General features: G+C 41.5%; 21 protein-coding genes and 1 tRNA gene. 9 read left to right on the top strand and 13 right to left on the bottom strand.

Annotation, left to right across the window (positions count from 1 at the left end; all coding sequences use genetic code 11):
* Nucleotides 1-35: 35 nt before the first annotated feature.
* The 7 genes from gspJ to tsaA form a co-directional block, all read right to left on the bottom strand.
* Nucleotides 36-887, bottom strand: a complete 852-nt coding sequence (gene gspJ, locus SJY28_RS08095) for a type II secretion system minor pseudopilin GspJ (RefSeq protein ID WP_379544048.1) — start codon at nucleotides 885-887, stop codon at nucleotides 36-38.
* Nucleotides 884-1,354, bottom strand: coding sequence for a type II secretion system minor pseudopilin GspI (gspI, locus tag SJY28_RS08090; protein ID WP_379544047.1), 471 nt, complete (start codon nucleotides 1,352-1,354; stop codon nucleotides 884-886). Before gspI ends, gspJ begins: the two co-directional genes overlap by 4 nt.
* A 38-nt stretch (nucleotides 1,355-1,392) precedes the next feature.
* A complete protein-coding gene (locus SJY28_RS08085; RefSeq protein WP_379544957.1) occupies nucleotides 1,393-2,052 on the bottom strand; it encodes a prepilin-type N-terminal cleavage/methylation domain-containing protein in 660 nt (219 codons plus the stop codon).
* A gap of 334 nt (nucleotides 2,053-2,386) precedes the next feature.
* Nucleotides 2,387-3,070, bottom strand: a complete 684-nt coding sequence (locus SJY28_RS08080; protein WP_057759351.1) for a TetR/AcrR family transcriptional regulator — start codon at nucleotides 3,068-3,070, stop codon at nucleotides 2,387-2,389.
* A gap of 233 nt (nucleotides 3,071-3,303) precedes the next feature.
* Nucleotides 3,304-4,092, bottom strand: a complete 789-nt coding sequence (locus tag SJY28_RS08075; RefSeq protein ID WP_379544046.1) for a TatD family hydrolase — start codon at nucleotides 4,090-4,092, stop codon at nucleotides 3,304-3,306.
* Nucleotides 4,093-4,250: 158 nt separating this feature from the next.
* Complete coding sequence (locus tag SJY28_RS08070) at nucleotides 4,251-6,038, bottom strand: GspE/PulE family protein (protein ID WP_379544045.1); 1,788 nt, start codon at nucleotides 6,036-6,038, stop codon at nucleotides 4,251-4,253.
* Between the two features lie 59 nt (nucleotides 6,039-6,097).
* Nucleotides 6,098-6,955, bottom strand: coding sequence for a tRNA (N6-threonylcarbamoyladenosine(37)-N6)-methyltransferase TrmO (tsaA, locus tag SJY28_RS08065; RefSeq protein ID WP_379544044.1), 858 nt, complete (start codon nucleotides 6,953-6,955; stop codon nucleotides 6,098-6,100).
* A gap of 426 nt (nucleotides 6,956-7,381) precedes the next feature.
* Here tsaA and SJY28_RS08060 point away from each other — a divergent pair, with 426 nt between their 5' ends.
* The gene (locus tag SJY28_RS08060) at nucleotides 7,382-8,155 is read left to right on the top strand and encodes a ferredoxin--NADP reductase (protein WP_101205461.1); all 774 of its coding nucleotides are present in this window, start codon (nucleotides 7,382-7,384) and stop codon (nucleotides 8,153-8,155) included.
* Nucleotides 8,156-8,307: 152 nt separating this feature from the next.
* Nucleotides 8,308-8,394 (top strand) — tRNA-Leu (locus SJY28_RS08055).
* Between the two features lie 79 nt (nucleotides 8,395-8,473).
* Here SJY28_RS08055 and SJY28_RS08050 read toward each other — a convergent pair.
* On the bottom strand, nucleotides 8,474-8,719 hold the full coding sequence (locus SJY28_RS08050) for a hypothetical protein (protein ID WP_057759343.1): 246 nt from the start codon (nucleotides 8,717-8,719) through the stop codon (nucleotides 8,474-8,476).
* A 506-nt stretch (nucleotides 8,720-9,225) separates the two neighbouring features.
* On the opposite strand from SJY28_RS08050, the gene dinB reads away from it, so the two are divergent.
* The 7 genes from dinB to infA all read left to right on the top strand — a co-directional run bounded on the left by dinB (nucleotide 9,226) and on the right by infA (nucleotide 17,752).
* Complete coding sequence (gene dinB / locus SJY28_RS08045; RefSeq protein WP_379544043.1) at nucleotides 9,226-10,311, top strand: DNA polymerase IV; 1,086 nt, start codon at nucleotides 9,226-9,228, stop codon at nucleotides 10,309-10,311.
* Between the two features lie 161 nt (nucleotides 10,312-10,472).
* Nucleotides 10,473-11,675: a tRNA preQ1(34) S-adenosylmethionine ribosyltransferase-isomerase QueA gene (gene queA / locus SJY28_RS08040; RefSeq protein WP_379544042.1), complete on the top strand. Its 1,203-nt coding sequence runs from the start codon at nucleotides 10,473-10,475 to the stop codon at nucleotides 11,673-11,675.
* A gap of 110 nt (nucleotides 11,676-11,785) precedes the next feature.
* A complete protein-coding gene (locus tag SJY28_RS08035; protein WP_379544041.1) occupies nucleotides 11,786-13,549 on the top strand; it encodes a FimV family protein in 1,764 nt (587 codons plus the stop codon).
* 51 nt (nucleotides 13,550-13,600) lie between these two features.
* A complete protein-coding gene (locus SJY28_RS08030) occupies nucleotides 13,601-15,268 on the top strand; it encodes a FimV/HubP family polar landmark protein (protein ID WP_379544040.1) in 1,668 nt (555 codons plus the stop codon).
* Nucleotides 15,269-15,431: 163 nt separating this feature from the next.
* Nucleotides 15,432-16,532 carry an asparaginase gene (locus SJY28_RS08025; RefSeq protein ID WP_379544039.1) on the top strand — a complete coding sequence of 367 codons (1,101 nt, stop codon included), beginning with the start codon at nucleotides 15,432-15,434 and terminating at the stop codon, nucleotides 16,530-16,532.
* A gap of 43 nt (nucleotides 16,533-16,575) precedes the next feature.
* Entirely contained in the window at nucleotides 16,576-17,409 is an 834-nt protein-coding gene (truA, locus tag SJY28_RS08020; protein WP_379544038.1) for a tRNA pseudouridine(38-40) synthase TruA, read from the top strand.
* Between the two features lie 121 nt (nucleotides 17,410-17,530).
* Nucleotides 17,531-17,752 (top strand): translation initiation factor IF-1, encoded by a 222-nt coding sequence (infA, locus tag SJY28_RS08015; protein ID WP_021814850.1) that lies wholly within the window; start codon nucleotides 17,531-17,533, stop codon nucleotides 17,750-17,752.
* 260 nt (nucleotides 17,753-18,012) lie between these two features.
* Here infA and SJY28_RS08010 read toward each other — a convergent pair whose 3' ends face one another.
* The 5 genes from SJY28_RS08010 to leuC all read right to left on the bottom strand — a co-directional run bounded on the left by SJY28_RS08010 (nucleotide 18,013) and on the right by leuC (nucleotide 23,754).
* Nucleotides 18,013-19,134: a L,D-transpeptidase family protein gene (locus tag SJY28_RS08010; protein WP_379544037.1), complete on the bottom strand. Its 1,122-nt coding sequence runs from the start codon at nucleotides 19,132-19,134 to the stop codon at nucleotides 18,013-18,015.
* Nucleotides 19,135-19,520: 386 nt separating this feature from the next.
* Nucleotides 19,521-20,624 (bottom strand): 3-isopropylmalate dehydrogenase, encoded by a 1,104-nt coding sequence (leuB, locus tag SJY28_RS08005; protein ID WP_379544036.1) that lies wholly within the window; start codon nucleotides 20,622-20,624, stop codon nucleotides 19,521-19,523.
* 62 nt (nucleotides 20,625-20,686) lie between these two features.
* The gene (locus SJY28_RS08000) at nucleotides 20,687-21,406 is read right to left on the bottom strand and encodes a hypothetical protein (RefSeq protein WP_379544035.1); all 720 of its coding nucleotides are present in this window, start codon (nucleotides 21,404-21,406) and stop codon (nucleotides 20,687-20,689) included.
* A 137-nt stretch (nucleotides 21,407-21,543) separates the two neighbouring features.
* The gene (leuD, locus tag SJY28_RS07995; RefSeq protein WP_379544034.1) at nucleotides 21,544-22,194 is read right to left on the bottom strand and encodes a 3-isopropylmalate dehydratase small subunit; all 651 of its coding nucleotides are present in this window, start codon (nucleotides 22,192-22,194) and stop codon (nucleotides 21,544-21,546) included.
* Nucleotides 22,195-22,335: 141 nt separating this feature from the next.
* Entirely contained in the window at nucleotides 22,336-23,754 is a 1,419-nt protein-coding gene (leuC, locus tag SJY28_RS07990) for a 3-isopropylmalate dehydratase large subunit (protein ID WP_379544033.1), read from the bottom strand.
* Between the last annotated feature and the right edge of the window lie 22 nt (nucleotides 23,755-23,776).

The raw sequence follows: 23,776 nt of genomic DNA, 5'->3' as shown, positions 1-23,776 counted from the left end.
TATTGAGCAATTGATGCATTTTAACGACTACCTTCTCAATTATTCGTTCCCGCACTGCTATTATTGTCACTATCATCATTACCGCTGTTGTCATTATTGGCATTGGCATTATCATTGCTACCACCATCTGTATCATTGGCTGTGCTTTGACTATTGCTATACGATATCGGTTGCGGAGCAAGTGCCCATTGCCAAGTGATTGGCATGTCTTGGTATGTAAAGCTGACCGCGATTCCTTTCGGTAATAAAACAGATGTAGGCTTAGGACTCACTGTATTCGCTGATTGTCCTACTGCTGCGTTTGTACTACTACCACTGCTAGCATCATCATTTGGAAACTTGGTACTTAGCTCTGGTAGATAGGCTTGCCAGCGTCCTCCTGTGACACCCTCAAGCAATACGCTGTCCAAGCTGACGCTGTCACGCCCGTCTTCCATACTGGTATACTGGCGACGTATCAAACGCTCATCCGCAAAAATATATTCAATACGTTGGAGACTATTGCTACTCTGATATCGTGGATCAGGATCGGCAAAGCGTACAAAGCTGACATGCTCGCCATCTAAGCTCATAAAGGGCTCAGGCGCTATTTCGTTTATTTGCTCGCTTGATTGAGTATTATTACCTGAACTAGTACTGTTGCTTGTATTATTGTTCGCTGCACTGACACTTTGGGTCGCCGCTTGATAAGGGATAATCTGACCCATGTCTTGCTGTAACTGTAAATAAGCGTACTGCAAGACAGCCAGATTGTCAGCATGGAATTGTGCGCGCTCACGAGCACGATTGACCCCATCAAACACTTGCCAGCCTGCAACGGCTAACATCGCAAATATTGCCATAGCAACCATTAGCTCAAGCAGTGTAAAACCACGCTGATGCCTCACAGACCGCCCCCTGCCTGCTCACTATTACCTGTTGTGCTTAGACCACTCCAATCCAAACTGCCTGTATCTTGCTCAGCATTACTTAGCATCACAGTGATATCAGTGACCGATGTGCGAGTCTGTCCATCTATAATAGGCGCAACTGCGATATTTACTTCTTTTAAGGCAGGTGTGATGGCGTCACCGACTGTCATTACTATTTGCCAATCACGCCCTTGAGCATTAACAGCTTGGGTGCGGTTGGCTGTCAGCCACGTCTCTTGAATACGTAAATCAGCGGCGGCATTTTGGGCGACAAAGTGAGCAAGCGTACGAGTACGCAATATATCAACTGAGCTCAGATATGCACTACTAGCACGGCTCGCCGCGACTGCTACCACTGCCAAAATAGCCAGAGCAACCATCACTTCGATAAGGGTAAAACCGCTCTCACGCCCAGAATTGAGTGATACAGATTTTGGTGACATAGGCTGGTTTGTTATATGAGGTTTGTATAATTTAGTCACTATAACCTCTGTCCGATTCGCATGCTACCATCTGGCATTATCGTAATCACCTCACCCACTAAACGCGAATCGTGAAGTACTTCAATGGTGACAGGCGTTGCTTGTCCTGTACCAAACCATAATACTTGGGGTACGTTTTGATCGCTAAACCAAGGCTTTAACGTTTGGGTTCGTCCCGTATTCTGTAAACCGCTAGAATCCAAACTTTGAAATCTAATACTTACGCCAGTAGGCAGTTCAGGCAAGCTAACACCTGACTCAACCTCCCAACTTGGCGTTGGTTTTTTCTCATCAGTAGAGTCTGATAAACCAGCCACCTCTGCCGACAGCTCCATAGCATTTTTAGGTTGACTGTCGATACTATCTGACGTCATCTCAATTGTCTGGTACGCGACATATGGATTTGATAGGGTAACGATGACTGGCTCTACTTGACCTTGCTTATCTGCCTGCATACGCAAACCCATTGGCTGCATACGTTCAGCCGATAATAGGCGAACGTAGCTCAACGAATCAGTCAGATGCTCATAAAAAGCGCGGTTTTTTCGGGATTCACTGCTACCGACAGACAAACTCATTAGGCCAGCAAATATAGACAAGATAACCACTACCACCACGATTTCCACCAATGTAAAACCAGCCTGTGTCCGACTGTTTATTGGTGAGACTGATGATAAGAGATGAGTATCAGTTGATATGCAGGCACAGCTACGACAATGGTCTGTAGGTCTTGTATCTAAGCAGATTGGCCGAGACGTTTGACTAATTAGAGCAAAAGAGCAAATAGCCGCTGAACTGGACTGCGTCTTAACACTGACCGGCATATTGCACCTATAAGCCCAAGTTTAATTGTCGCAGAATGAGAAAGAGTGTTTGAGGAATATTAAAAGATATATAAATTCGTGCTGCAATAGTAAGCATTACAACACGATTTATTAAAGCCAAGAAAGGTTCACAACCCCAAAATTACTTGCTACTTTATTAATAGCTACTTTAGTAGTTGGTATTGCGGTGCTCTTCTGATTCAGTATCGATTTGCTCTACCAGCTCCTGCATATCCTCATCCATGACCTCTTCATCATCAGCAGGATAATGGCTCGGCAACTCTAGCACTTGCTGAACAAAGGCATAACGGAGCGTATCACGGCGACCTAAGTAGCGTTGGTAAAAGCTTGAGTTTAGTAGCCCTGCACCGCCCTGACCAATCGCCCAAATAGACGATAGATAATCACGAGTACTCAAATTACTATGCTCATCTTTTAAGTATGCGCTAATAATATCAATCAAACGCTTCATGCGCTGGCGACGGATATCATATAACTCACCAAACAAACGATTGAGCCCAGTTACTGATGCTGCCAAACGCTCTTCGATTTGGTTCAATAGCATGGCTTTTTGCGGGTTGAACAACTGCTGAAAAATCATGCGGGCAACGCCTGCCGAGGGGCAGTCATCAATACGGTTAATCTCAAACAATTGCTCTTCGTAACGAATAATAATACGCAGATAAAGCTCATCTTTACTGGAGAAATGCTTGTACAGGGTGCCTTTAGCCAAATCGAGCTGATCTGCCAAACTGTCTAAAGTGATATCACCATCGCCTGACTCAAGTAGCAATTGTTCTGCCATCGCTAAGATGTTCTCTTCTCGTGCCTTGAACTGGTGCTGACGACTCATAATCTCTCCTAAAACATGACAAGATTAAGCATATGACCATCAATTATGTGCGTACATTTGGCAATGAGCGTATAAAACTATACAAGAACTGCTGAAATACCATAAAAGGGATATGCTTATATTTACAAATAGTCATTGATAATCATATAGTTACATTTAGTAATTCAAATACTAAAGGGGATTGAACTATACGACTATCACATAAATGACTGACTGGTCATAGCATAACCATTTTAGCGATACTGTGCCAGTAAATTTTCAAAGTTTTTTGCGGTTAATGCTCCAATCTCGTTACTATCACAACCATACATATCTGCGATGAAGCTGGCGACATAAGGTACGTAGGCAGGCTCATTGGGACGACCACGCTTAGGTACAGGCGCCAAATATGGACTGTCGGTCTCAATCAAGATTCTGTCTTTAGGCATGTGCCTTGCAGCATCTTGGATATCTTGGGCACTTTTAAAGCTGACAATACCTGAGAAGGAGATATAAAATCCTAAATCTAAAGCACGTTTCGCGGTCTCCCAATCTTCAGTAAAGCAATGGATAATACCATGCTCAGCACCTTCACTTTTTAAGATATCGATCGTATCTTCTTTTGCGTCACGCATGTGTATGACAAGCGGTTTTTTTAGTTGCTGACTGGCATGGATATGACGTGCAAGACTGGCTTGCTGCTCTTTTTTATTTTCTGTAGACCAGTAGTAATCTAGCCCTGTCTCGCCTATTGCCCATACATGGTCTTTATCAGCAGTCTCTACTAGACGCTCAACCGTTGCTGATTTCAGTACATCGATATCTTCGCAAGGATGAATCCCTACACTCATCCCTAGATTTAATGTCTCGTCACCATAGGTGCTCACAATATTGGCAATCTCGTCATATTCTGCAAAATCACACATGATTGCCATCGCACGGGTAACATTAGCAGTTTTCATGGCGTCAATCGCGCCAGATAATTTACCATCATATTTCGTCAAATCTAAACGGTTGAGGTGACAATGAGTATCTGTAAACATAAATAATCTCGTTGTTAAAAACTTATCAATTAAAAGTCTGGGAATTAAAAATTTGAATCTTGTTTGCATTGATTGCTGTGAAGGAAGCTGTTTTCAAGTGGCATCGTATTTCCTACTTTTAAAAACCTATTCACCAATCCATGTCCTAATACATGAGACTAATCAAGAGGCACGACTCGCATCACCTCTTCTATGGTTGTCACGCCTTCACTAATACGTTTTGCACCTGATAAACGTAATGGCTGTAGACCTTCACGATAGGCTTGTTGTTTGAGCACATCTAAGTTTGTATCGGCTGCAACCAGTTTTTTTAATTCGTTAGACAACGGCATAATCTCGTATAGGCCGACTCGTCCCTGATAACCAGTGTGTCGACAATGCTCGCAGCCTTGAGCAATATAAATTTGTGCTGGGGCAGGCGCACGCCAAGGTTGTACCAACTCCTGCCATTGAATGGCAACCTCGCTGTCTGGCATAACGTCTACCGCTTTTTTGCAATGCGGGCATAGCGTACGTAACAAACGCTGTGCCATTACGCCTAAGATAGTCGCTGATGTCAAAAATGGCTGAATACCCAAATCATGCAAGCGAGTGATTGAACTTGGCGCATCGTTAGTATGTAGTGTCGAGAGCACTAAATGCCCTGTCAATGAAGCTTGTACTGCCATATTGGCTGTTTCGGCATCACGAATCTCCCCCACCATAATAATATCAGGATCTTGACGCATCAAAGAGCGAATGCCGTCAGCAAAGTATAAATCGACACCTGGATTCACTTGCATTTGGTTAAATGCAGTTTCAATCATTTCAATAGGATCTTCAATGGTACAGACATTGACTTGTTCAGTTGCTAACTGCTTGAGAGTACTATACAAGGTCGTGGTCTTACCCGAACCTGTAGGCCCAGTGACCAAAATAATCCCGTTTGGATGAGCAGTCAATTCATGCCACGTTTCAAGCTGCTTACCCGATAGACCAAGCTGAGCAAAGGAACGCACCAGTACTTCAGGATCAAACACCCGCATGACCAACTTTTCACCAAAAGCGGTTGGCATAGTCGACAAACGAAGTTCTGTCTCTAGTCCCTTCGGCGTTCGCGTCTTTAAACGACCATCTTGCGGCTTACGCTTTTCTGCGACATTTAGCCGTCCTAAAATTTTGATACGTGCGGTCACCGCAACGATGATTGCCAATGGCATCTCATACACCGTATGTAGCACCCCATCGATACGGAAGCGCACCTTACCTGTCTCACGGCGTGGCTCTAAATGGATATCACTAGCTCGTTGCTCAAAGGCATATTGCAACAGCCAATCAACAACTCTAACTATATGCTGGTCATTGGCATCAGGATTGGTATTGTCACCCAATTGCAATAATGCTTCGACATTAGTCACATCGGCAGCTGCACGCTTATGGACACTATTTGCGCCTGCAATCGCTTGGGTGACTTGATAGAACTCCTGACGGTAGCGTTTGATCTGCTCAGGATTGATATAGACCGTACGATAGCTTTTTGATTTGATTAATTTTTCAATACTTGAGTGCCAGTCAGTATAAAAAGGCTGATCCGTTCCGATAACCACTTCGTCTACAGCGACCTCAATCGGTAAAATATGCTGTGAACGTGCATATTCGAATGACATCAATTGTGTGACTGCAGGGACATCAACTTTTAGAGGGTCAATACGAACGAGAGACATGTCTGCTTTAGCCGCCAACCACTGATTGAGCCAAGCCAAAGTTAATTTATTTTCAGCGCTATTGTCCGTCGCATGGCCATTCGGCAAGCCAAATTCACTAATCGTTAGTAAAGGATGCTGCGCTTTGTCGCGGCGGCTAGTAATGACTAGGTTATAGCCGCGTTGGTCAATCACTTTATCTGCCAATAGCTCATCTAGACACCAGCGCAAATCAATCACTATCGAGTACTGTTGAGCAGACATATCTCTCTTCTTCTATTGTTTTAAAATGTGTTGTCAAAAATAATATCAATGCAAGCCAGCTACACCGCAACCACAGCGATTATCTGTAGCTGTCCTGATTCTATCAACTGAAAACTCACGTCAGCCGATTTATAACGCATAACAAATGGTGTAGCGATCTCTGTCCGTCGATAAGCTGGACGCGGGTCTTGGGCAATTAATTCTTTGATAATGCTCATATCTGAGGCTACTAATTGATTTTGTATACGATGAATCGTAGACGCAACTGTCGCACTATTCGATCCAGTGTTTGCGTCTTTAATACTTGTATCATTGTTATTAGCATCACTAGGCTCGCCTGCGCTTACTAGCATCATAAACTGTTCGTTAGCAGCATCGGTCACGGTTACGTTTAATAATTCTGGAGCAGTTGGTGCAAATCCACTCTCTGTCTGAATCAACGCATCACTATAGGCCACATATGGCTTTATATCGATGATTGGCGTGCCATCTATCATATCAGCGCCTTTTATAATCAATAGTACACAGCCTTGAACTATTTTGATTTGCTCGAGCTTGACGACAGATAGGCCTAACCCCGAAGGACGATACATGCTACGACTGGCAAACACCCCTATTTTTTGATTACCGCCCAATCTTGGTGGGCGTACTTGAGCGCGAAAACTAGTACTGGTTTCATTGTTGTTTTTATATCGATAATTATGATGAAACTGCCAACTCACCCATATATGGCTAAACTTATCCAAACCATCAAATGCAGCTGGCGTATCATATGGCGCTAACATCTCAATGACACTAGTCAGAGCGACCAGGTTTGGCTGGCGCGGCGCACCAAATTTCTGCGAAAGCGGCGCACGATGATAGCCAATAACAGGAGCTTGATGGTAGTTATCTAACAGGGAATTCTCATCAAGCATAGACCAACTCCAATGATACAAAACTGGCCTAATAAAGCAGTTTTGCCAAATGATACAAAATTACTCACTAACGATATTCCATTTTATCATGCTAGACAATCACTGCTAGACGGATTTTTATTTTAAAGTTTGGTATTATGAGCAAGAAATTTGATGAGAGTCATTTACATTTGGGCGATATGACCGATAATGCTGTCATCGTTGACGCAAATCTACTATGTCTAATGACGTAATAGCTGGCTATATATAAGCTGATAAACCAACTGTATTACGCTTACTCATCATTTACTCATTCATAAAAATAGCAGTTTCGACAACGATTAAAAGACTGATACGTTTTTACAATGTTCAATTTAACATTGAAAATTCTGATTTAATACTTATTCAAACTTAACACACAAATAACAACTTATTAACGAGGACTTTATGTCAAAACTTCGCACCGAAACGGTCACAGAGGTTCATCACTGGAATGACTCTCTATTTAGTATCAAAACCACTCGTGACGATGGCTTGCGCTTTCGTAATGGCGAATTTGCGATGATTGGACTTGTTGTTGATGGCAAGCCACTATTACGCGCTTATTCAATTGCCAGCCCTAACTATGAAGATCATTTAGAGTTCTTCTCTATTAAAGTTCAAGATGGTCCGTTAACTTCGCGCTTGCAACATATCAAAGTAGGCGACGAGCTGTTGGTCAGTAAAAAACCAACGGGCACACTAGTATTGGACGATCTGCTACCAGGTAAGAACCTTTACATGCTCTCTACTGGTACTGGTCTTGCTCCGTTCTTGTCACTAGCACGTGATCCTGAAGTGTATGAGCGTTTTGACAAAATCATCTTAGTGCATGGCGTACGTCATGTTCATGATTTGGCTTATCGCGAGATGTTTGAAAACGAGCTGCCTAATGATGAAATCTTTGGTGAATGGTATCGCGAAAAATTCATCTATTACCCAACCGTTACGCGTGAAGAATTCAGAAACCAAGGTCGTGTCACTGATTTGATGAAATCAGGAAAATTGTTCGAAGATATTGGTTTACCGCCAATGAATAAAGACGACGACCGTGTCATGCTTTGTGGCAGCATGCCATTTAATGCTGAGGTTTCTGCTATTTTAGATGACTTCGGCCTGACTGTTTCACCACGTATGGGTGTGCAAGCAGATTACGCAGTTGAGCGTGCCTTTGTCGGTTAGAATGATGCTATTTAGCATCAGTAGAATAAATGAAAAATTGTATAAAATAATACTTGACGCATGTAAATAGGCTGCTATAATACGCAGCCTATACAGTAAACACTGTAACCCAATTCGGTAATATTTAGTCAATAACTATTATCACCTAACATGCCAGTGTGATGGAATTGGTAGACATGACGGATTCAAAATCCGTTGCCTTTAAAAGCGTGTCGGTTCGAGTCCGACCACTGGTACCAATATTTAGTACAAATCAGCCTCCTTTATCGGAGGTTTTTTTGTGCTTATTATATTTGTTTTAACAAATTCTTAACTCGTTTATATCGATACTTCAAATGGCATAACAGCGCTTATCTTAATCGGTACTGCATAACTCCATGGCATGCCAGCACTACAATAAAAATATCCATCATTAAATGACACAATATAAGCGGTAAAATCATTACCACACTGATCCATCATCGCTTGTTCATCGCTTTCATCACACACCGCACACCATATATTTTCATCACCCCGCGCTAGCATTGCTCGTGTCAAATCGCTCCCTTTTAATTCATGACTCATCATCAGCTCCTTAATTATCTTGAACTTTCTCATTACTATTTTTTTAGAAAGTTAATTTGCCAGTACTCAATTTATAAGTTTGGTATGAGCTATAAACAATGTTTTATCAGGTAAATAAAATTCCTATAAAAAACCATTTATTACTTTCATAACTATTAATTGTTTTGGTTAATATATTGTAAAACGATAGCATTAGAACTGTAACATATAACTATAATATTCATGATGTAAGGCAATAATATTCAGACAGGCGGTATGGAAAATCTGAAAAACTTAAGGTATGTACCATACAGAACATCTATTAGTAAACATATGTTAACTATATTTAATTTATTAGTATTTTAACGCCATATATATCTGACTATTAACTTTACACTATATTTAATTATTGATATATAAATTATTCGCATATTGCCATATTTTTATGGTTCTATATTCGAAAAACCCCTTTACCGTTTAATAATCGATACTGAAATAAAAGTATTGAGTGATGTAAAATATTAATAATGAAAACTCTTACAGCATCCAATCCACGTAAAATCATTCATATAGATATGGATGCGTTTTATGCCAGTGTAGAACAACGTGACTTCCCAGAATTACGGGGCAAGCCACTAGTGGTTGGTGGAGATCCAAATGGTCGCGGTGTTGTAGCAGCGGCTAGCTATGAGGTACGTCAGTTTGGGGTGCGCTCAGCCATGTCTTGTTATGAGGCTCGCAAACGTTGTCCAGAAGTCATATTTGTCAGACCACGTTTTGAAGTATATCGAGCTGTTAGCAGCGATATTCGCAATATCATGTACAGCTTAACGCCTCATGTTGAGCCATTATCGCTAGATGAGGCTTATCTCGAAGTCACTGGTCTCACCGTACATAAAGGCTCAGCGACATTAATGGCCAATTGGTTAAGAGCACAAATATTACAACATACAGGATTGACTGCTTCTGCTGGCGTGTCTTTCAACAAGATGTTGGCCAAGATTGCCTCTGACATCAACAAGCCTAACGGCACCGCTATTATCACACCAGAAGACGCTGATGCTTTTATCAGTACACTACCTATTGAACGATTTCATGGAATAGGTAAAGCAACGGCAAGACGATTACATGCGATGGGCGTGACTAATGGTGCTGATCTACGCCGTATGTCAGCCGATGTATTGATTAATGAGTTTGGTAAGCGAGGACAGTTTTATCATGATATCGCTCATGGTCGGGATGAACGCGCTGTCAAATCTGAGCGCCTGCATAAGTCTGTTGGTTCGGAGACTACTTTTAGAGAAAACCTAAGTGATGACACGGCATTACGTGTACAAATCTATGAACAAAATGCTGATGCCTTCGCGCAACTGCACAAAAAAAATCTCATCGCTCATACTATAACGCTCAAGGTTAAGTATGCCGACTTTACTCAGATTACCCGTACGCACACGCTGACTACCGCTTTTAGTAGTGCTGAATCTGCTCATTACTGGTTAGACAAATTATTCTTAGATATTCCGCGCCAGCTCCCTATCCGATTAGTCGGGGTCACTTTTTCGTCATTGACACCTGCAGCTCAACTATTGCCTCAATTAAATTTATTTGAGTAAAATAAGAAAAGACTAACGTAACAAACATTAGGATAGTTAAATATTTTTGCTTAGGCTATTCAAATATGTTTTGTGCACGGTGACTACTTAGTAAAGCAACCTTTTATAGCAGTATTTCTGCTACAATTATGCCAAAATTTCTATCCATTTAAAGACTGATTATGACCAACGCTCACACTGCATCTTCCAATTCTAATACTCCGCTTGATACCAATAACAACAGTGACGTCTTAGATTATCTAAGCGTGGAAGACTATGACTATGACCTACCAGATAGTTTTATTGCGCGATATCCATTAGCGCAGCGTTCTGCTTCAAAACTTTTATACTTGCCTGCTCGCACTGACACAAATGCTACGCCTATAGAAGACTGTTTGTTTTATGAGTTGCCTGATTTATTAGATGCTGGAGACCTGATTGTATTTAATGATACAAAGGTGATGAAGGCACGCCTATTTGGTCAAAAAGATACTGGCGGTAAACTTGAGGTTTTGATTGAGCGATTGGTTAATATCTCAGACTTAGATGTAGCAACACTGCATTTAGAAGATTCAGATAATGAGTTAGTCAATCAAGAATATATTGCTCTTTGCCATGTTAAAGCCAGTAAAGCACTGAAACTTGGTCAACGTTTTCAACTGGCTGATGGTCATATGAGTGGCGCGATGATTGGTCGTCAGGACAACTTGTTTATTTTAGCCTTTGATGCGCCAATTTTGCCTGATTTAGAACTTTACGGCGAGTTACCTATCCCGCCTTACTTTGAACGTCATGCTGATGACACCGATAATACTCGTTATCAAACGGTATTTCATGATCCCGCTAAGCTTGCAAGTGTCGCTGCACCGACAGCAAGTTTGCATTTCGATGACTTGGTGCTTAATAAACTTTCAGAAAAAGGCATCAATACTGCTTTTGTGACATTGCATGTTGGCGCTGGTACCTTTGCACCAGTTAAAACAGACAATCTACTCAATCATACTATGCACAGTGAGTATGCACATCTGCCACAAGCAACTGCTGAGCTAATTAATCAAACGCATGCAAATGGTAATAAGGTTATTGCTATTGGTACCACGGTGACTCGCGTCCTTGAAACGGCGTATCAAAAAACGGCTATTAATGGACAAGCACTCTCTAGTTGGTCAGGGGACACGGACATTTTTATTTATCCAGGGTTTAAATTCGGTGTCATTGATCGACTGTTAACAAACTTTCATTTACCCAAATCGACGTTGCTAATGTTGGTATCAGCTTTTTCTGGCAAAGCATCGATTGAACATGCCTATCAACATGCTATTGAAAAAGAATATCGATTCTTTAGCTATGGCGATGCTATGTTACTTGACAAGAAAATAAGCTGAACATTAAATAAACATTTATGCATTGGACGCAACAGTTGTGAAATAAACTGGTAAACTAAACCGTACTTTGTTATAACAGCAAAGATAACTTATTTTGTAAAGGACTGCTCATGTCTTGTCATTTATCTCGTCGCTTGACTCCTGTACATCGCGCGGTATCGATGGCATTACTTTATTCTGTAGGTTTGGCCGCTATTATTCCAAGCGCGCAAGCGGCAACTATCGGTAAGACAGTCGTTAGTTCAGCTCAGCATGAACCTTTGAGCGCAAGTATCGTGGTCACCGACATACGAGCAGCTGATTTTTCAGCGAGCTTGGCCAATCCAGTTATCTATCAACAGATGGGATTGACGCCGACTGATTCAATGCAGGTGCGCTTTCAAGCAACTTCAGCGACTAGCGGTCAAGTATTAATCAGCACATCACAGCCTGTGTCCAAGCCTTTTGCTGATTTGGTGTTGTCGATCAATGATAATGGGCAGCAAAATGTCGTACCAAAAACATTATTGATGCCGTTAAATGATAGTCTACCGATTAATAATGCTTCCAAGAACAGTGTTAAAGGCACTCAGAAACTCAATTTACCAAATGTTTCTGCAAGCGCTGCAAAACCGTTAACCGTAAGAAAAGGCGCACCGCCGCTACTAATATCGGTATCTAACGCTGCTGTAAATAAACCAGCTCTAGCAAATACAGCAGCAGTTGATTCTTCCATTTCCAGATCGGTGTCTAACATACAAGCTCCGACAGTGACAGCTACTTCGCAGACTAGCAATCTTACTTACGCGCCTAGTCGGCTTGATAATGGGCGCTTAAATAGCGGCTCTGATATAAAAAACACTAGCAGTAATGCAAAGAAGACTGATAACGGCCTTAGTTTAGCGAACCGTTTAGATAGCAGTTCCTTAAATGTAAATAACAACACTGAAACTACGAAAGTTAGTGCCAATGATAACGCCAAAGCAAGTATTAAAAACACTCCAATCTTAGATAAAGTATTGATTGATAAACCACTCGATACTCTAAATATTCAAGTCACACGGCAGATACAGCCGAGTCGTAAAAAAACAGACGCTGACGTATCACCCATACCTACTCCGACTACTAGCATCATAGCAAGCAATATTGAGAAAAATGATACTAGCGTCTTGGCTGCTTCTACTGACAATACAACGTTGAAAACTACTAATAACACTATTAATAGTGCGCCTTCAAATGATAGAGCAACAGATAGCTCGACAATCAATCAATACCAAGTACAACGTAACGATAGCCTATGGATTATTGCTCAGCAGATCGCGCAAGAAAATAATCTAGATACTTCCATTGTGATGAAGCAAATTCAGTCACAAAACCCTGATGCCTTTATCAATAGAGACGCGGATCAATTAAAAGCAGATGCTAAGCTTATTTTGCCTAGTTATGATGTCATACCATCGCAAAAAAACTTAGAAACGGCTATCGATGCACAAAGACAATATATTCGCAGAGCAAATACAGCGGCGATGCAAAAAACCGTTCAAAAATCTATTAAGAAACCATCCAAAAGCACTCAAGCAGTCAAGGCCAAACGTCCTAAGAAAGTAGTGATTACTAAAACGCAAATATTACCAAAAGCGCAGTTTTCTGTGCTTGCGCCTGGGCGAGACGGTAATGCAGATGGAACTCAAACGAAATCATCTTCAAATACTGGGAGTGGTTTGAGTACCGATATACTGGCAACTCTTAAAGCCACAAGGCAGAAAACTGCTGCACAAGCTCAGCGTTTATCAAGTACTAGTAACGCTCTTAATAGTTATACTAAAAAGCTTCAACTACAGAATCAAAAACTGGCTGAGCTACAAGCTCGTCTTAAAAAATTACGTAATCAATAATTGTCTGGTTGATCAACACAATAGATTGTGATCACAGGCGTAGGAGTAACTATGGACAATATGCTATATATCATCGCTGGATTGGTACTTATTTTATTAGTAGCTGGTTTTTTATTACGCAAAAATAAAGCTCAAAAATCGTCAGCACAATTGCCTACAAATTCAGAAAGAAACACAATTACCCCAACGTCAAAAGTAGATTATGGTGCTCCTACCCAAAATATTGCAATTGATGAGAATAAATTTGATCACGTTACCATTGCTCAGCGTTTTATGGATCAGCAACGTTATGATAAAGCAATTGAAACTCTCAAACGCGGTTTAAGTGACAAACCTAATGATGGAGCACTTTCTCTTAAGTTACTAAGCATATACGCTACGATAGATCAGCCAAAAGACTTTAATAATGTTTATGAGTCTATAAAAACTCATAATGATAGTCAGACTATCGCTCAAGCAGACGAGATAAGAAATCTATCTTTCGATGAATTAGAACCTGCCGCTGTGCAAACGCTAGCAACAGATAATGCTAACAATGATTTTGGTGGTATCGACTTCGATTTGCCTATTAGTCAAACTGATAACATCGATGCAGCAAGCCATCAGTCAATTGAAGAAGAAGAAGAAGAAGAAAATAATGATATTGCAATAAGTGAGCCTATCGACAGCTTAGAAGTGTCAGACGAAGTTAACAGTGTCAATCCTACTACCGAAACTTCGAATGATAGCTTTGATCTGACCCTCAGCGATTTAGAGAACGATTTCGCTGCGCCTAATGCGACCAGTGAAACGCCAGTCACACCATTGGACAATGTAGATAACGACATTTTAGAGAGCTCTGCTAACGATAATGTTAGTAATAACGAAGATAACGATCTTAGTGACTTTGAGTTTGACTTTGATTCATTTGATGATACTTCGAATGAATCAACTATAGACACTAATCTCTCACATAATGACAATGAGAAAGCAGTACTAGAAGAAGATGAGTTTATCTTAGACTTCGACGATCTATCAGCCGATGTAGATGAAGATATAGCCGTAACTAGTAAAGAGGATTCTAATACAGAAGAACACTCTATCGATACTATTCAAAACAGTGAGGATGACTTTGCTTTATCTCTAGATAACCTAGATACATCGGATAATATAGATACTACCTTAAGTGATGAACTACCTACTACTGAAACAAATAGTGATATCGATAACTTTATTTTTGAGGATATTGACTTTGAAGACAATGCCTCCGAAAACACTACTCTTAAAGAAAATAGCTTTGTAGATATTAACCTTGAGGAACCATTACTCAATAATGATATTGAGTTTAATGATGTTGAAGAATCGAATGTCGCACCTACTGCATCATTGAGGTTTGATGACAATACGCTGATGGACGATGATTTTAATATTGACGATACTGATTCTCTATTTGACGCTCCATCGGTCACTACCCCAGTCTCTACAGCTGCGCCTGTTGAGAGTGACACTTCTATCACGCCTCAAGAAACTGAATCAGCAGAAGATTTTTCATCACGTTTCGCAGCAGATTTTGATTTCGTAAAGTCATTAGACAGTAATCAAGTAACGTTAGACTTGGCAGATCAATATCTAGAACTGGGTGAATATGACAGTGCAAAGCGTTTACTCAATGAAGTGATAGCTCAAGGTACTAGTGAGCAGAAACAGCAAGCACAGCTATTACTCGAACGTACTGCGTAGTTAATAGTCTAGTCTCTCATCAGCAAGTACTTCCGAATCACGGGATGCTTGCTGATTTTTTTTGCATTTAACTCTAATACTATCTATTATTGAACCCTTTAGCCATCGTTGCTCAATTCTCCAGCACCTCTTTTCTTCCATACTTGTTTACTGTGTTGATACTATGCCATCTTCTGTTATGCTCAAAAATCTATCCGATCCTATTCAACTGATTTATACTGGTGGTACCTTTGGTAGCTATGGCAGACCTTTAGCGCCATTATCAGCAGAAGTATTTTTGCCTACTCTACAAAAACTTTTATCTGCACAAGACAGTAAGAATAACTTACCGACAGTCTCATGGTTGGAAAACGCCCTGATCAAAGACAGCAGCCAGCTTACCCCTAACGACTTTGCGCATTTCTATCAACTACTACTGAATGCTTATACCAAAGGTGATAGACGCTTTGTACTCATCACTGGCACGGATACGTTGAGTTACTTAGGCGCATTTTTATCAGAAGCTTTTGCAGGTAGTGATATTTGTATTGTTTTGACCGCAAGTATGCGTCCATTATTAGACAGTGAGATATTGCATTCCTATAACATCGATGAACATAGCGATGCTTGGGGCAATCTCAACGACTCATTAAAACTAGCTGCTGCTGGTGAATCAGGTGTGAAGGTCAGTTTTGGCGGGGAAGCATGGCCTGCTCAAACGGTACAAAAAATTCACAGTCATGATCTGATGGCATTTACTGGTCATTCTCGCGCCGCTTATCCAGCCAATAGCTATATAAAAAATCTACCTGACACTCGTAGACAACATTGGCTTGATGATCAACAAGACTTGCTATCCAGTATTCAAACACGCGCTGAAAACGCGAGTGTTCATGCGCTATATTGCCTACCTAACGATGTTTCGATGATAAACAACCAGCTACAAGCTTTATTGTCGCAGCCACCATGTGGCATTATTCTATTGGGATTTGGCGCCGGTAACATCCCTTATTCAGCTGCACTAGCAGAGACACTGACCTTTGCTCATGAGCGTGGACATATGGTGATATCAGCCAGTCAATGTCCGTTTGGCGGCGTCAGCGATAGCTATGCAGCGGGTAGTTGGCAGTACGAGCATCATGTCATTGCTGGTGGGCGTTTGACCATACCTGCTATTTATGCCCGATTACTTTGGTTGCTACTTCGCTATGATAGTCCTGCAAGACGCAGACAGCGTTGGTTGAATAATGTCAATCAAACTGGCACTAGCATCAAAAAGCGATAAGTGACTTTTAATTAACTTTCATTTTATAAGTTTAGAAACCCTAATGTCTGAAACTGAAATTATCGACACTGAGCCAACCTACACTTTAGCGATTGCTATTGAGTTCTTAGGAACTCATTATCATGGCTGGCAACGACAACGAGAGGTTTTGGGTGTACAAGAAGCCTTAGAGACAGCTATCGGCAAAGTTGCCAATGAGCCTGTAGAAGTCATCGCAGCTGGGCGTACTGATGCCAGCGTCCATGCTAGCAATATGATTGCCCATTTTACAACTCATGCGTATCGCCCAACTCATAACTGGTTACGCGGTGTAAATAGCCTGCTTCCCGATGATATTGCTCTACGCTGGATACAACCCATGCCAGCTGACTTTCATGCGCGCTTTGGTGCCATTGCTCGTCGCTATCGTTATATTACACTCAACCAAGCACAGCGCCCTGCCATACTAAATCATCAAGTGACTCATATCTACGAACCGCTTGATTTGGGAGCCATGCAGCAAGCAGCAGCTGATATCGTCGGTACACACGATTTTAGCAGTTACCGTGCTGCGGCCTGTCAATCCAATCAGCCAGTACGTACGATTAGCCATGCAAACCTTTTTGCTCATGGTCAATTTATCGTTTTTGATATACAAGCAGATGGGTTTTTACATCATATGGTTCGCAATTTGATGGGCACGTTGTATGCCATTGGTAGACATGAGCTAGAGCCAGCAGATTTTTTGAATATTTTGCATAAAAAAGATCGAACGATTGCACCACCTACGGCTTCAGGTGATGGATTGTATTTTATCAATGCCTATTATCCTGAACGTTTTCAGAGCTTATTACCAGATGCACCACTAACGCCTGTCTGGTTAAATTTGCCTGACTAAATCAATATCATTTGGCATACATATCACTTACATGCTGTCAAGTCAAAAGCAGGTTCGTATTGCTTTAATCCACTAACTTACGTATAATATGGGCTTATTTTTTAATTGATTGATACAAATTATGGCAAAAGACGATATTATTGAATTTGAAGGCGAAGTCATTGATACCCTTCCTAATACTTTGTTCAAAGTTCGTTTAGAAAACGGGCACGAAATCATCGCGCATATTTCTGGTAAGATGCGTAAGCATTATATTCGTATCTTGACAGGTGATAAGGTTAAAGTTGAAATGACGCCTTATGACCTATCTAAAGGCCGTATCACCTACCGTGGTAAAAACTAAATACTAACTGACCAATATGGTTATGAAAGTATTAGCATTGGTAAGATACAGTCAATAGCCGAATAGCTACGTTATCGCTGATAGCTGATATGACGCTTGGGTAGTGTAACTGATAATAATAATGAAAATGCTAATCTGCTCATTATTGCCTATCAATATTTTAGTTATTTAGTATTGACTGTTTCTACTTACCATAAAAAATACCGCTAGATTTTAGCGGTATTTTTTTGTCCATTTTTTATGACTTAGTACTATCGCATTTAACTAAATTCAACAGTTGCGCCGTTTTTTATGACTCCGAGCAAACTAAGCGCGTCCCAATTGGTCAAACGCACACAACCTGCTGATGCTTGACGACTGATACGAGCAGGATCTGGTGATCCATGGATGCCATAAGTTGGTTTACTAAGCCCAATCCATACTGAACCCACTGGATTGTTAGGACCTGGTGGAATGATAGACTTGCTACCGTCATTGGCCGTGTAAGTGTAGTTCGGCTCGTGCACCTTTACCTTAACAGTATGCGTACCTGTTGGTGATGGTGTCGCTGTACTACCCACTGTCGTCGGATAGCTAGCAATCAAGTTATTGTTCTCATCATATGCGTAGAGTGTTTCAGTGGCTTTATCAGCGACAACGCGATGCACAGGCTTAGTGTTAGGATTGCCAGGATTATATACCGTGATAATTTCACCAGCAGTAAAACTGGCATCAGGATTAAGCGATTTTAAATATTTCTCACTAATATGAAACTTCTCTGCCAATGCCTCAGTAAGACTTTCGTAGTACATTCCCTCAAGCTTGGATTTGGCAACAGAATCAGCAGGTATGGTTGTGGTTTTGACATTCACATCTGCTTCAGTAAGCTGATAACTGACTAGTACTGGTTGAGTCGTGAGCTTCTCATTTTTGGTCAGTGCTTGCCACGTCTCAGCATTTAGCGTATCGGTTATATCTAAATCATTTGCTTTTTGAAACGCCTGCATGGCTTTGCGAGTATTTTTGCCCCAGTAGCCATCGACAGGCCCTACTCCGTTGTGATGCCAGTTTAATAGAGCCTGCAGCTTTGTTCCTATATTACGATCAATATCTGCATCTGCCGTCCAAGTGACATTGTTTATCTTTTTTGCATTGTCAGGTAGGTTCTCAGTTGTGTATTTAATAGTAGGCAGTAGCTTATTCAATGAAGTCGCGGCTTTACTATCTCCTGTTAACTTTTGACTTACGCCATTAGTCACCGGACTGACTTCTGCCGGAGCTTTGATACTATTACTTGAGCTCACACTATCCGTTGTCTCTGCTGCGATGCTTTGCCCCATGAATAGTAAGCTAGAGAGACTAACCACTGTCAATGCTTTACTGATTCTTGTTAATTGATACATGTAACACTCCTAATTTAAGAAATTCTATTTTTATTTTCAGTTTTCAAATACTACAGTCTTTAAATTCTATATAACTTGATTTCGTTAATTTTACTTTTACTCTTATACTTCTGCTAAAAATAAAAGATTTTAACTCCTTTATAAGCTATTAATGTTGTCATATTACCTTGTGAGCATATAACAGCTTTATGTTAAAAGGAGCTTTGTTGTACAGCGTCTCTGTTAATACAATGCTTGTAAATAAGCTTGGCTAACAGATAAACGATAAACGATAAACGATAAACGATAAAAAACCCATAAGCCACTTGGTAGCTTATGGGTATATAACACGCAAAATGAGACTGTGGAAAATGCTATATAAGAATAGCCTTTAAACACAAGTTAACTTATATCAGTTTAGCCAAGACCGCTTGACCCATTTCCTTACAACCTACTTGCTTAAGTCCAGCTTCGCTGCTATCTAAAATATCTAGCGTACGTAGACCATCATCAAGCACATCACTGACTGCCTGCTCGATTGCTTGTGCTGCATCTTCTTGCTTGAAGGTATAACGCAGCATCATAGCAACAGACAAGATAGTCGCTAATGGGTTGGCTTTATCTTGTCCTGCGATATCAGGCGCTGAACCATGACACGGCTCATACATACCCTTACCTGACTCATCTAAGCTCGCTGATGGCAACATACCGATAGAGCCTGTCAACATCGCAGCTTCATCAGATAGAATATCGCCAAACATGTTTCCCGTCACCATGACATCGAATTGCTTAGGATCTTTAATCAACTGCATGCAAGCGTTGTCAGCATACATATGTGATAACGCTACATCGCTATAGTCAGCTTGTTGCATCTCGATCATCGTCTGTTTCCACAGCTCAGTGACTTCTAATACATTGGCTTTATCAACTGAACATACCTTAGCTGCTGTACCTGCTGCTTGCGCACGCGTTTTTGCCAATTCAAAGGCAACTTTACCAATGCGCTGAATCTCACTTGTACTATACACCATCGTGTTATAGCCCTGCTGCTCACCATTTTCTAGTGTGCGGATACCACGAGGCTCGCCAAAATAGATACCGCCTGTTAGCTCACGAACGATCAATAGATCTAAACCTGAGATAATTTCAGGTTTGATACTTGAGGCATTAGCCAACTGTGGATAGAGCTTGGCTACGCGTAGGTTAGCAAATAAACCAAGCTCACCGCGGATTTTCAATAGACCGCGCTCAGGGCGTTTACTACGCTCGATTGCATCCCATTTAGGACCACCAACTGCACCTAGCAATACGGCATCTGCGGCGCGAGCACGAGCCAATGTCTCATCTGGCAAAGGCTTACCAGTTGCATCAATAGCTACACCGCCAATCAATCCAGACTCAAGCGTTAAATCAAGTGAAAACTTATCATTGACAGCCTTGAGCACGTCAATGGCTTGGGTCATAATTTCAGGGCCAATACCATCACCCGCTAATGTTAAAATCGTTGCCATACTGATCCTTTTGGAATGTTTTTATTGGTTGGTTATATTTTTGAGCTTTTCAGTCTCATATTTTATGCTGCCATTTTTTTGGCTTTGGGTGCTGATGTTACTGCTTTATCCATACCCGTCTCTACAAACTCGCCTTGATGCTCAGCGTCTAGTTGCTTGCAGAATCGGCGCTGTACTTTCGTACCTTGCAATAGCTCAATGCATAAAGGCTCAGGTGATGCTGTGTCTAATAGACTGCCTGATTTTTCGCTGTTCTTCTTCTGATAAGCGCGCAGCTGATAGGTACCCGCTTCAGTAAAGTCATGAATCATCGCAAAACGCTCAACATAGCCCATGTTATTTTCTGGATAAAAATTAACATGTACCTCGTGTTTGGCAGGCATGACCCGTGCATAGTAGTTGGTCAATCCTGGCATACTCGAAGGCGCTAACGGCACAACTTTTATGGCATTTTTATTGACGAGTGGTGTCATATCCATGTTCATCGATGTTTTTGCCGTGCCTTCTTGACGTGGTAAAGCTGTCATAATCTGATGACTGATTGGCTCGTGACTGTTGGGCGCGATAATGAGTGTTTTATCTATCTGCACAATTTCGCAATGATATGTACCCACACAGGCAATATTTACTTCACCAGCGATAGGTTTGATTTTACCCACCCATGCTTCAGCACTCTCTGCCTCATTTATTTTTTGATAGCCCGTCAATAGCTGACAGCCTGACAATAATAAGCTTGCAGCAACAATTGTACTTGTCCATAGAGCATAACGTTTTGTATTCATAATGGCGGCTACTATTCAAGAGAGATAATAAAATGTAGTGAAAAACTATCCTTCATTTTAGACAGTTCACCGCCATAACTCAACGCTGCGTTGCGACTACTCGCAGTTTTATAAGCAGTAGATTATAGAATGACTCTCTACGCTCTTACGTCGTTAAATATCCACGGTGTTTTTTGCATCATTTGTTGTTCATAATCTTTGATAGCATCACTTTGCTGCAAAGTTAGACCAATATCATCAAGTCCGTTTAACAAGCAATGTTTGCGAAAGGCATCTACTTCAAAGGCATACTCTTCACCAGTTGGTGTAATAACAACCTGACGCTCAAGGTCTGCGGTCAACTCATAGCCTTCGTTATCAAAAGTCGCCTTCATTAACGTATCGACAATCGCTTCATCCAACACAATCGGCAACATGCCATTTTTAAAGCAGTTATTGTAAAATATATCTGCAAAACTAGGCGCAATTACCGTACGGAAACCATACTCTGATAACGCCCAAGGTGCATGCTCACGACTAGAGCCACAACCAAAGTTTCTGCGTGCTAATAAGATAGTAGCACCTTGATAACGTGGTTTATTCAATACAAAGTCTGGATTGATAACTCGTGTACTGTTGTCTTGACCAGGGTAGCCTTCATCAAGATAGCGCCAATCGTCAAACAGATTCACGCCAAAACCTGTACGTTTAATAGACTTTAAAAACTGTTTTGCGATAATTTGGTCGGTATCGACGTTTGCGCGATCTAACGGGCAAACGATACCTGTTTGGATGTTATAAGCTTGCATAAAATTTCCTATCAATTGTATTTTTGCTGGCTGATGATCTTGATAAGCATATTAAACAGTAAATAAGTTTTTACCATCTTTGACATCATGCTCATATATTTATCGTTAATACGAGCATGATGTCAGTACTTACTATCAGATTTAAAACGTACGAACGTCTACAAAATGACCTGCCAGCGCGGCGGCAGCTGCCATTGCTGGGCTTACCAAATGCGTACGACCACCATTACCCTGACGACCTTCAAAATTACGATTAGACGTTGAGGCACAGTGCTCTTGCGGCTCAAGCTTGTCTGCATTCATCGCAAGACACATTGAGCAGCCCGGCTCACGCCATTCAAAACCAGCTGCGGTAAACAAGGCATCTAAGCCTTCTGCTTCTGCTTGCAGTTTCACTTGTCCAGAACCTGCAACAACGATCGCTTCTTTTACGTTATCAGCAACTTTGCGACCTTTGATTACCGCTGCCGCATCACGTAAATCTTCGATACGTGAATTGGTACATGAACCGATAAATATACGATCAAGTTGGATATCCGTAATTTTCTGACCTGCCTCTAGCCCCATATAAGTATAAGCACGTAACCAGCCCTCTTCTTGAGCTTCATCAATGGCTTGATCTGGTGTTGGTACAGATTGCGTGATATCTACTACCATCTCAGGCGATGTACCCCAAGACACCTGCGGTGCGATCTGACTGCCATCGATTTCTACCACAGTATCAAATACCGCGTCATCGTCTGAATATAGTGTACGCCAATAGGCTTCCGCTTGTTCCCATTGTGCTTCGCTTGGCGCATATGGACGACCTTTGACATAGTCAATCGTCGTGTCATCGACCGCAACCATACCGACACGTGCACCTGCTTCGATCGCCATGTTACAGACGGTCATACGACCTTCCATACTCATGTCTTCGAACACTTGACCTGCAAATTCAATCGCGTGTCCTGTACCACCTGCCGTACCAATCCTCGCAATAATAGCTAACACCACATCTTTTGAAGTAACGCCAGCACCAAGTTGACCAATGACGCGGATTTGCATATTTTTTGATTTCTTTTGAATCAAACACTGCGTTGCCAATACATGCTCAACTTCGGAGGTTCCGATACCATGAGCCAAACAGCCAAGTGCTCCATGGGTCGCTGTATGCGAGTCACCGCAAACAACCGTCATACCCGGCAAGACCAAACCTTGCTCTGGACCGACCACGTGCAAAATTCCTTGACGGGCATCATTAATAGTAAATTCAGCAATATCAAACTTGGTGCAGTTATCGTCCAAAGTGACAACCTGCAAGCGTGATACCTTATCTTTAATCCCTGGCACCCCTTCTAGGCGCTCTTTGGTGACGGTCGGCACATTATGATCCGGACTGGCAATGTTAGCTGATAAACGCCATGGCGCTCTATTTGCTAACTCCAACCCTTCAAATGCTTGCGGACTCGTCACTTCGTGCAACAGGTGGCGGTCGATATAAATCAGGCTCGAACCATCGTCGCGCTTAGTGACTTCGTGAGCGTTCCAAAGTTTGTCATATAACGTTTGACCAGCCATGTTGCTATCCTTTATAGGTTAC

The organism is Psychrobacter sp. R86515 (genome assembly GCF_042466315.1).
Lineage (GTDB): Bacteria > Pseudomonadota > Gammaproteobacteria > Pseudomonadales > Moraxellaceae > Psychrobacter.
The sequence above is the reverse complement of the archived record's forward strand: the minus strand, read 5'-3'. Positions and strand labels throughout refer to the sequence as shown.

Excerpts from the sequence above, each read along its gene's own strand:
- SJY28_RS08030 (WP_379544040.1), top strand. The coding sequence starts at position 13,601 with ATGGACAATATGCTATATATCATCGCTGGATTGGTACTTATTTTATTA.
- SJY28_RS08000 (WP_379544035.1), bottom strand. The coding sequence starts at position 21,406 with ATGAATACAAAACGTTATGCTCTATGGACAAGTACAATTGTTGCTGCA.
- SJY28_RS08035 (WP_379544041.1), top strand. The coding sequence starts at position 11,786 with ATGTCTTGTCATTTATCTCGTCGCTTGACTCCTGTACATCGCGCGGTA.
- leuD (WP_379544034.1), bottom strand. The coding sequence starts at position 22,194 with ATGCAAGCTTATAACATCCAAACAGGTATCGTTTGCCCGTTAGATCGC.
- infA (WP_021814850.1), top strand. The coding sequence starts at position 17,531 with ATGGCAAAAGACGATATTATTGAATTTGAAGGCGAAGTCATTGATACC.
- tsaA (WP_379544044.1), bottom strand. The coding sequence starts at position 6,955 with ATGCTTGATGAGAATTCCCTGTTAGATAACTACCATCAAGCTCCTGTT.
- SJY28_RS08080 (WP_057759351.1), bottom strand. The coding sequence starts at position 3,070 with ATGAGTCGTCAGCACCAGTTCAAGGCACGAGAAGAGAACATCTTAGCG.
- leuC (WP_379544033.1), bottom strand. The coding sequence starts at position 23,754 with ATGGCTGGTCAAACGTTATATGACAAACTTTGGAACGCTCACGAAGTC.
- SJY28_RS08070 (WP_379544045.1), bottom strand. The coding sequence starts at position 6,038 with ATGTCTGCTCAACAGTACTCGATAGTGATTGATTTGCGCTGGTGTCTA.
- SJY28_RS08050 (WP_057759343.1), bottom strand. The coding sequence starts at position 8,719 with ATGAGTCATGAATTAAAAGGGAGCGATTTGACACGAGCAATGCTAGCG.
- gspI (WP_379544047.1), bottom strand. The coding sequence starts at position 1,354 with ATGTCACCAAAATCTGTATCACTCAATTCTGGGCGTGAGAGCGGTTTT.
- SJY28_RS08010 (WP_379544037.1), bottom strand. The coding sequence starts at position 19,134 with ATGTATCAATTAACAAGAATCAGTAAAGCATTGACAGTGGTTAGTCTC.
- SJY28_RS08025 (WP_379544039.1), top strand. The coding sequence starts at position 15,432 with ATGCCATCTTCTGTTATGCTCAAAAATCTATCCGATCCTATTCAACTG.
- SJY28_RS08075 (WP_379544046.1), bottom strand. The coding sequence starts at position 4,092 with ATGTTTACAGATACTCATTGTCACCTCAACCGTTTAGATTTGACGAAA.
- truA (WP_379544038.1), top strand. The coding sequence starts at position 16,576 with ATGTCTGAAACTGAAATTATCGACACTGAGCCAACCTACACTTTAGCG.
- leuB (WP_379544036.1), bottom strand. The coding sequence starts at position 20,624 with ATGGCAACGATTTTAACATTAGCGGGTGATGGTATTGGCCCTGAAATT.
- queA (WP_379544042.1), top strand. The coding sequence starts at position 10,473 with ATGACCAACGCTCACACTGCATCTTCCAATTCTAATACTCCGCTTGAT.
- dinB (WP_379544043.1), top strand. The coding sequence starts at position 9,226 with ATGAAAACTCTTACAGCATCCAATCCACGTAAAATCATTCATATAGAT.
- SJY28_RS08060 (WP_101205461.1), top strand. The coding sequence starts at position 7,382 with ATGTCAAAACTTCGCACCGAAACGGTCACAGAGGTTCATCACTGGAAT.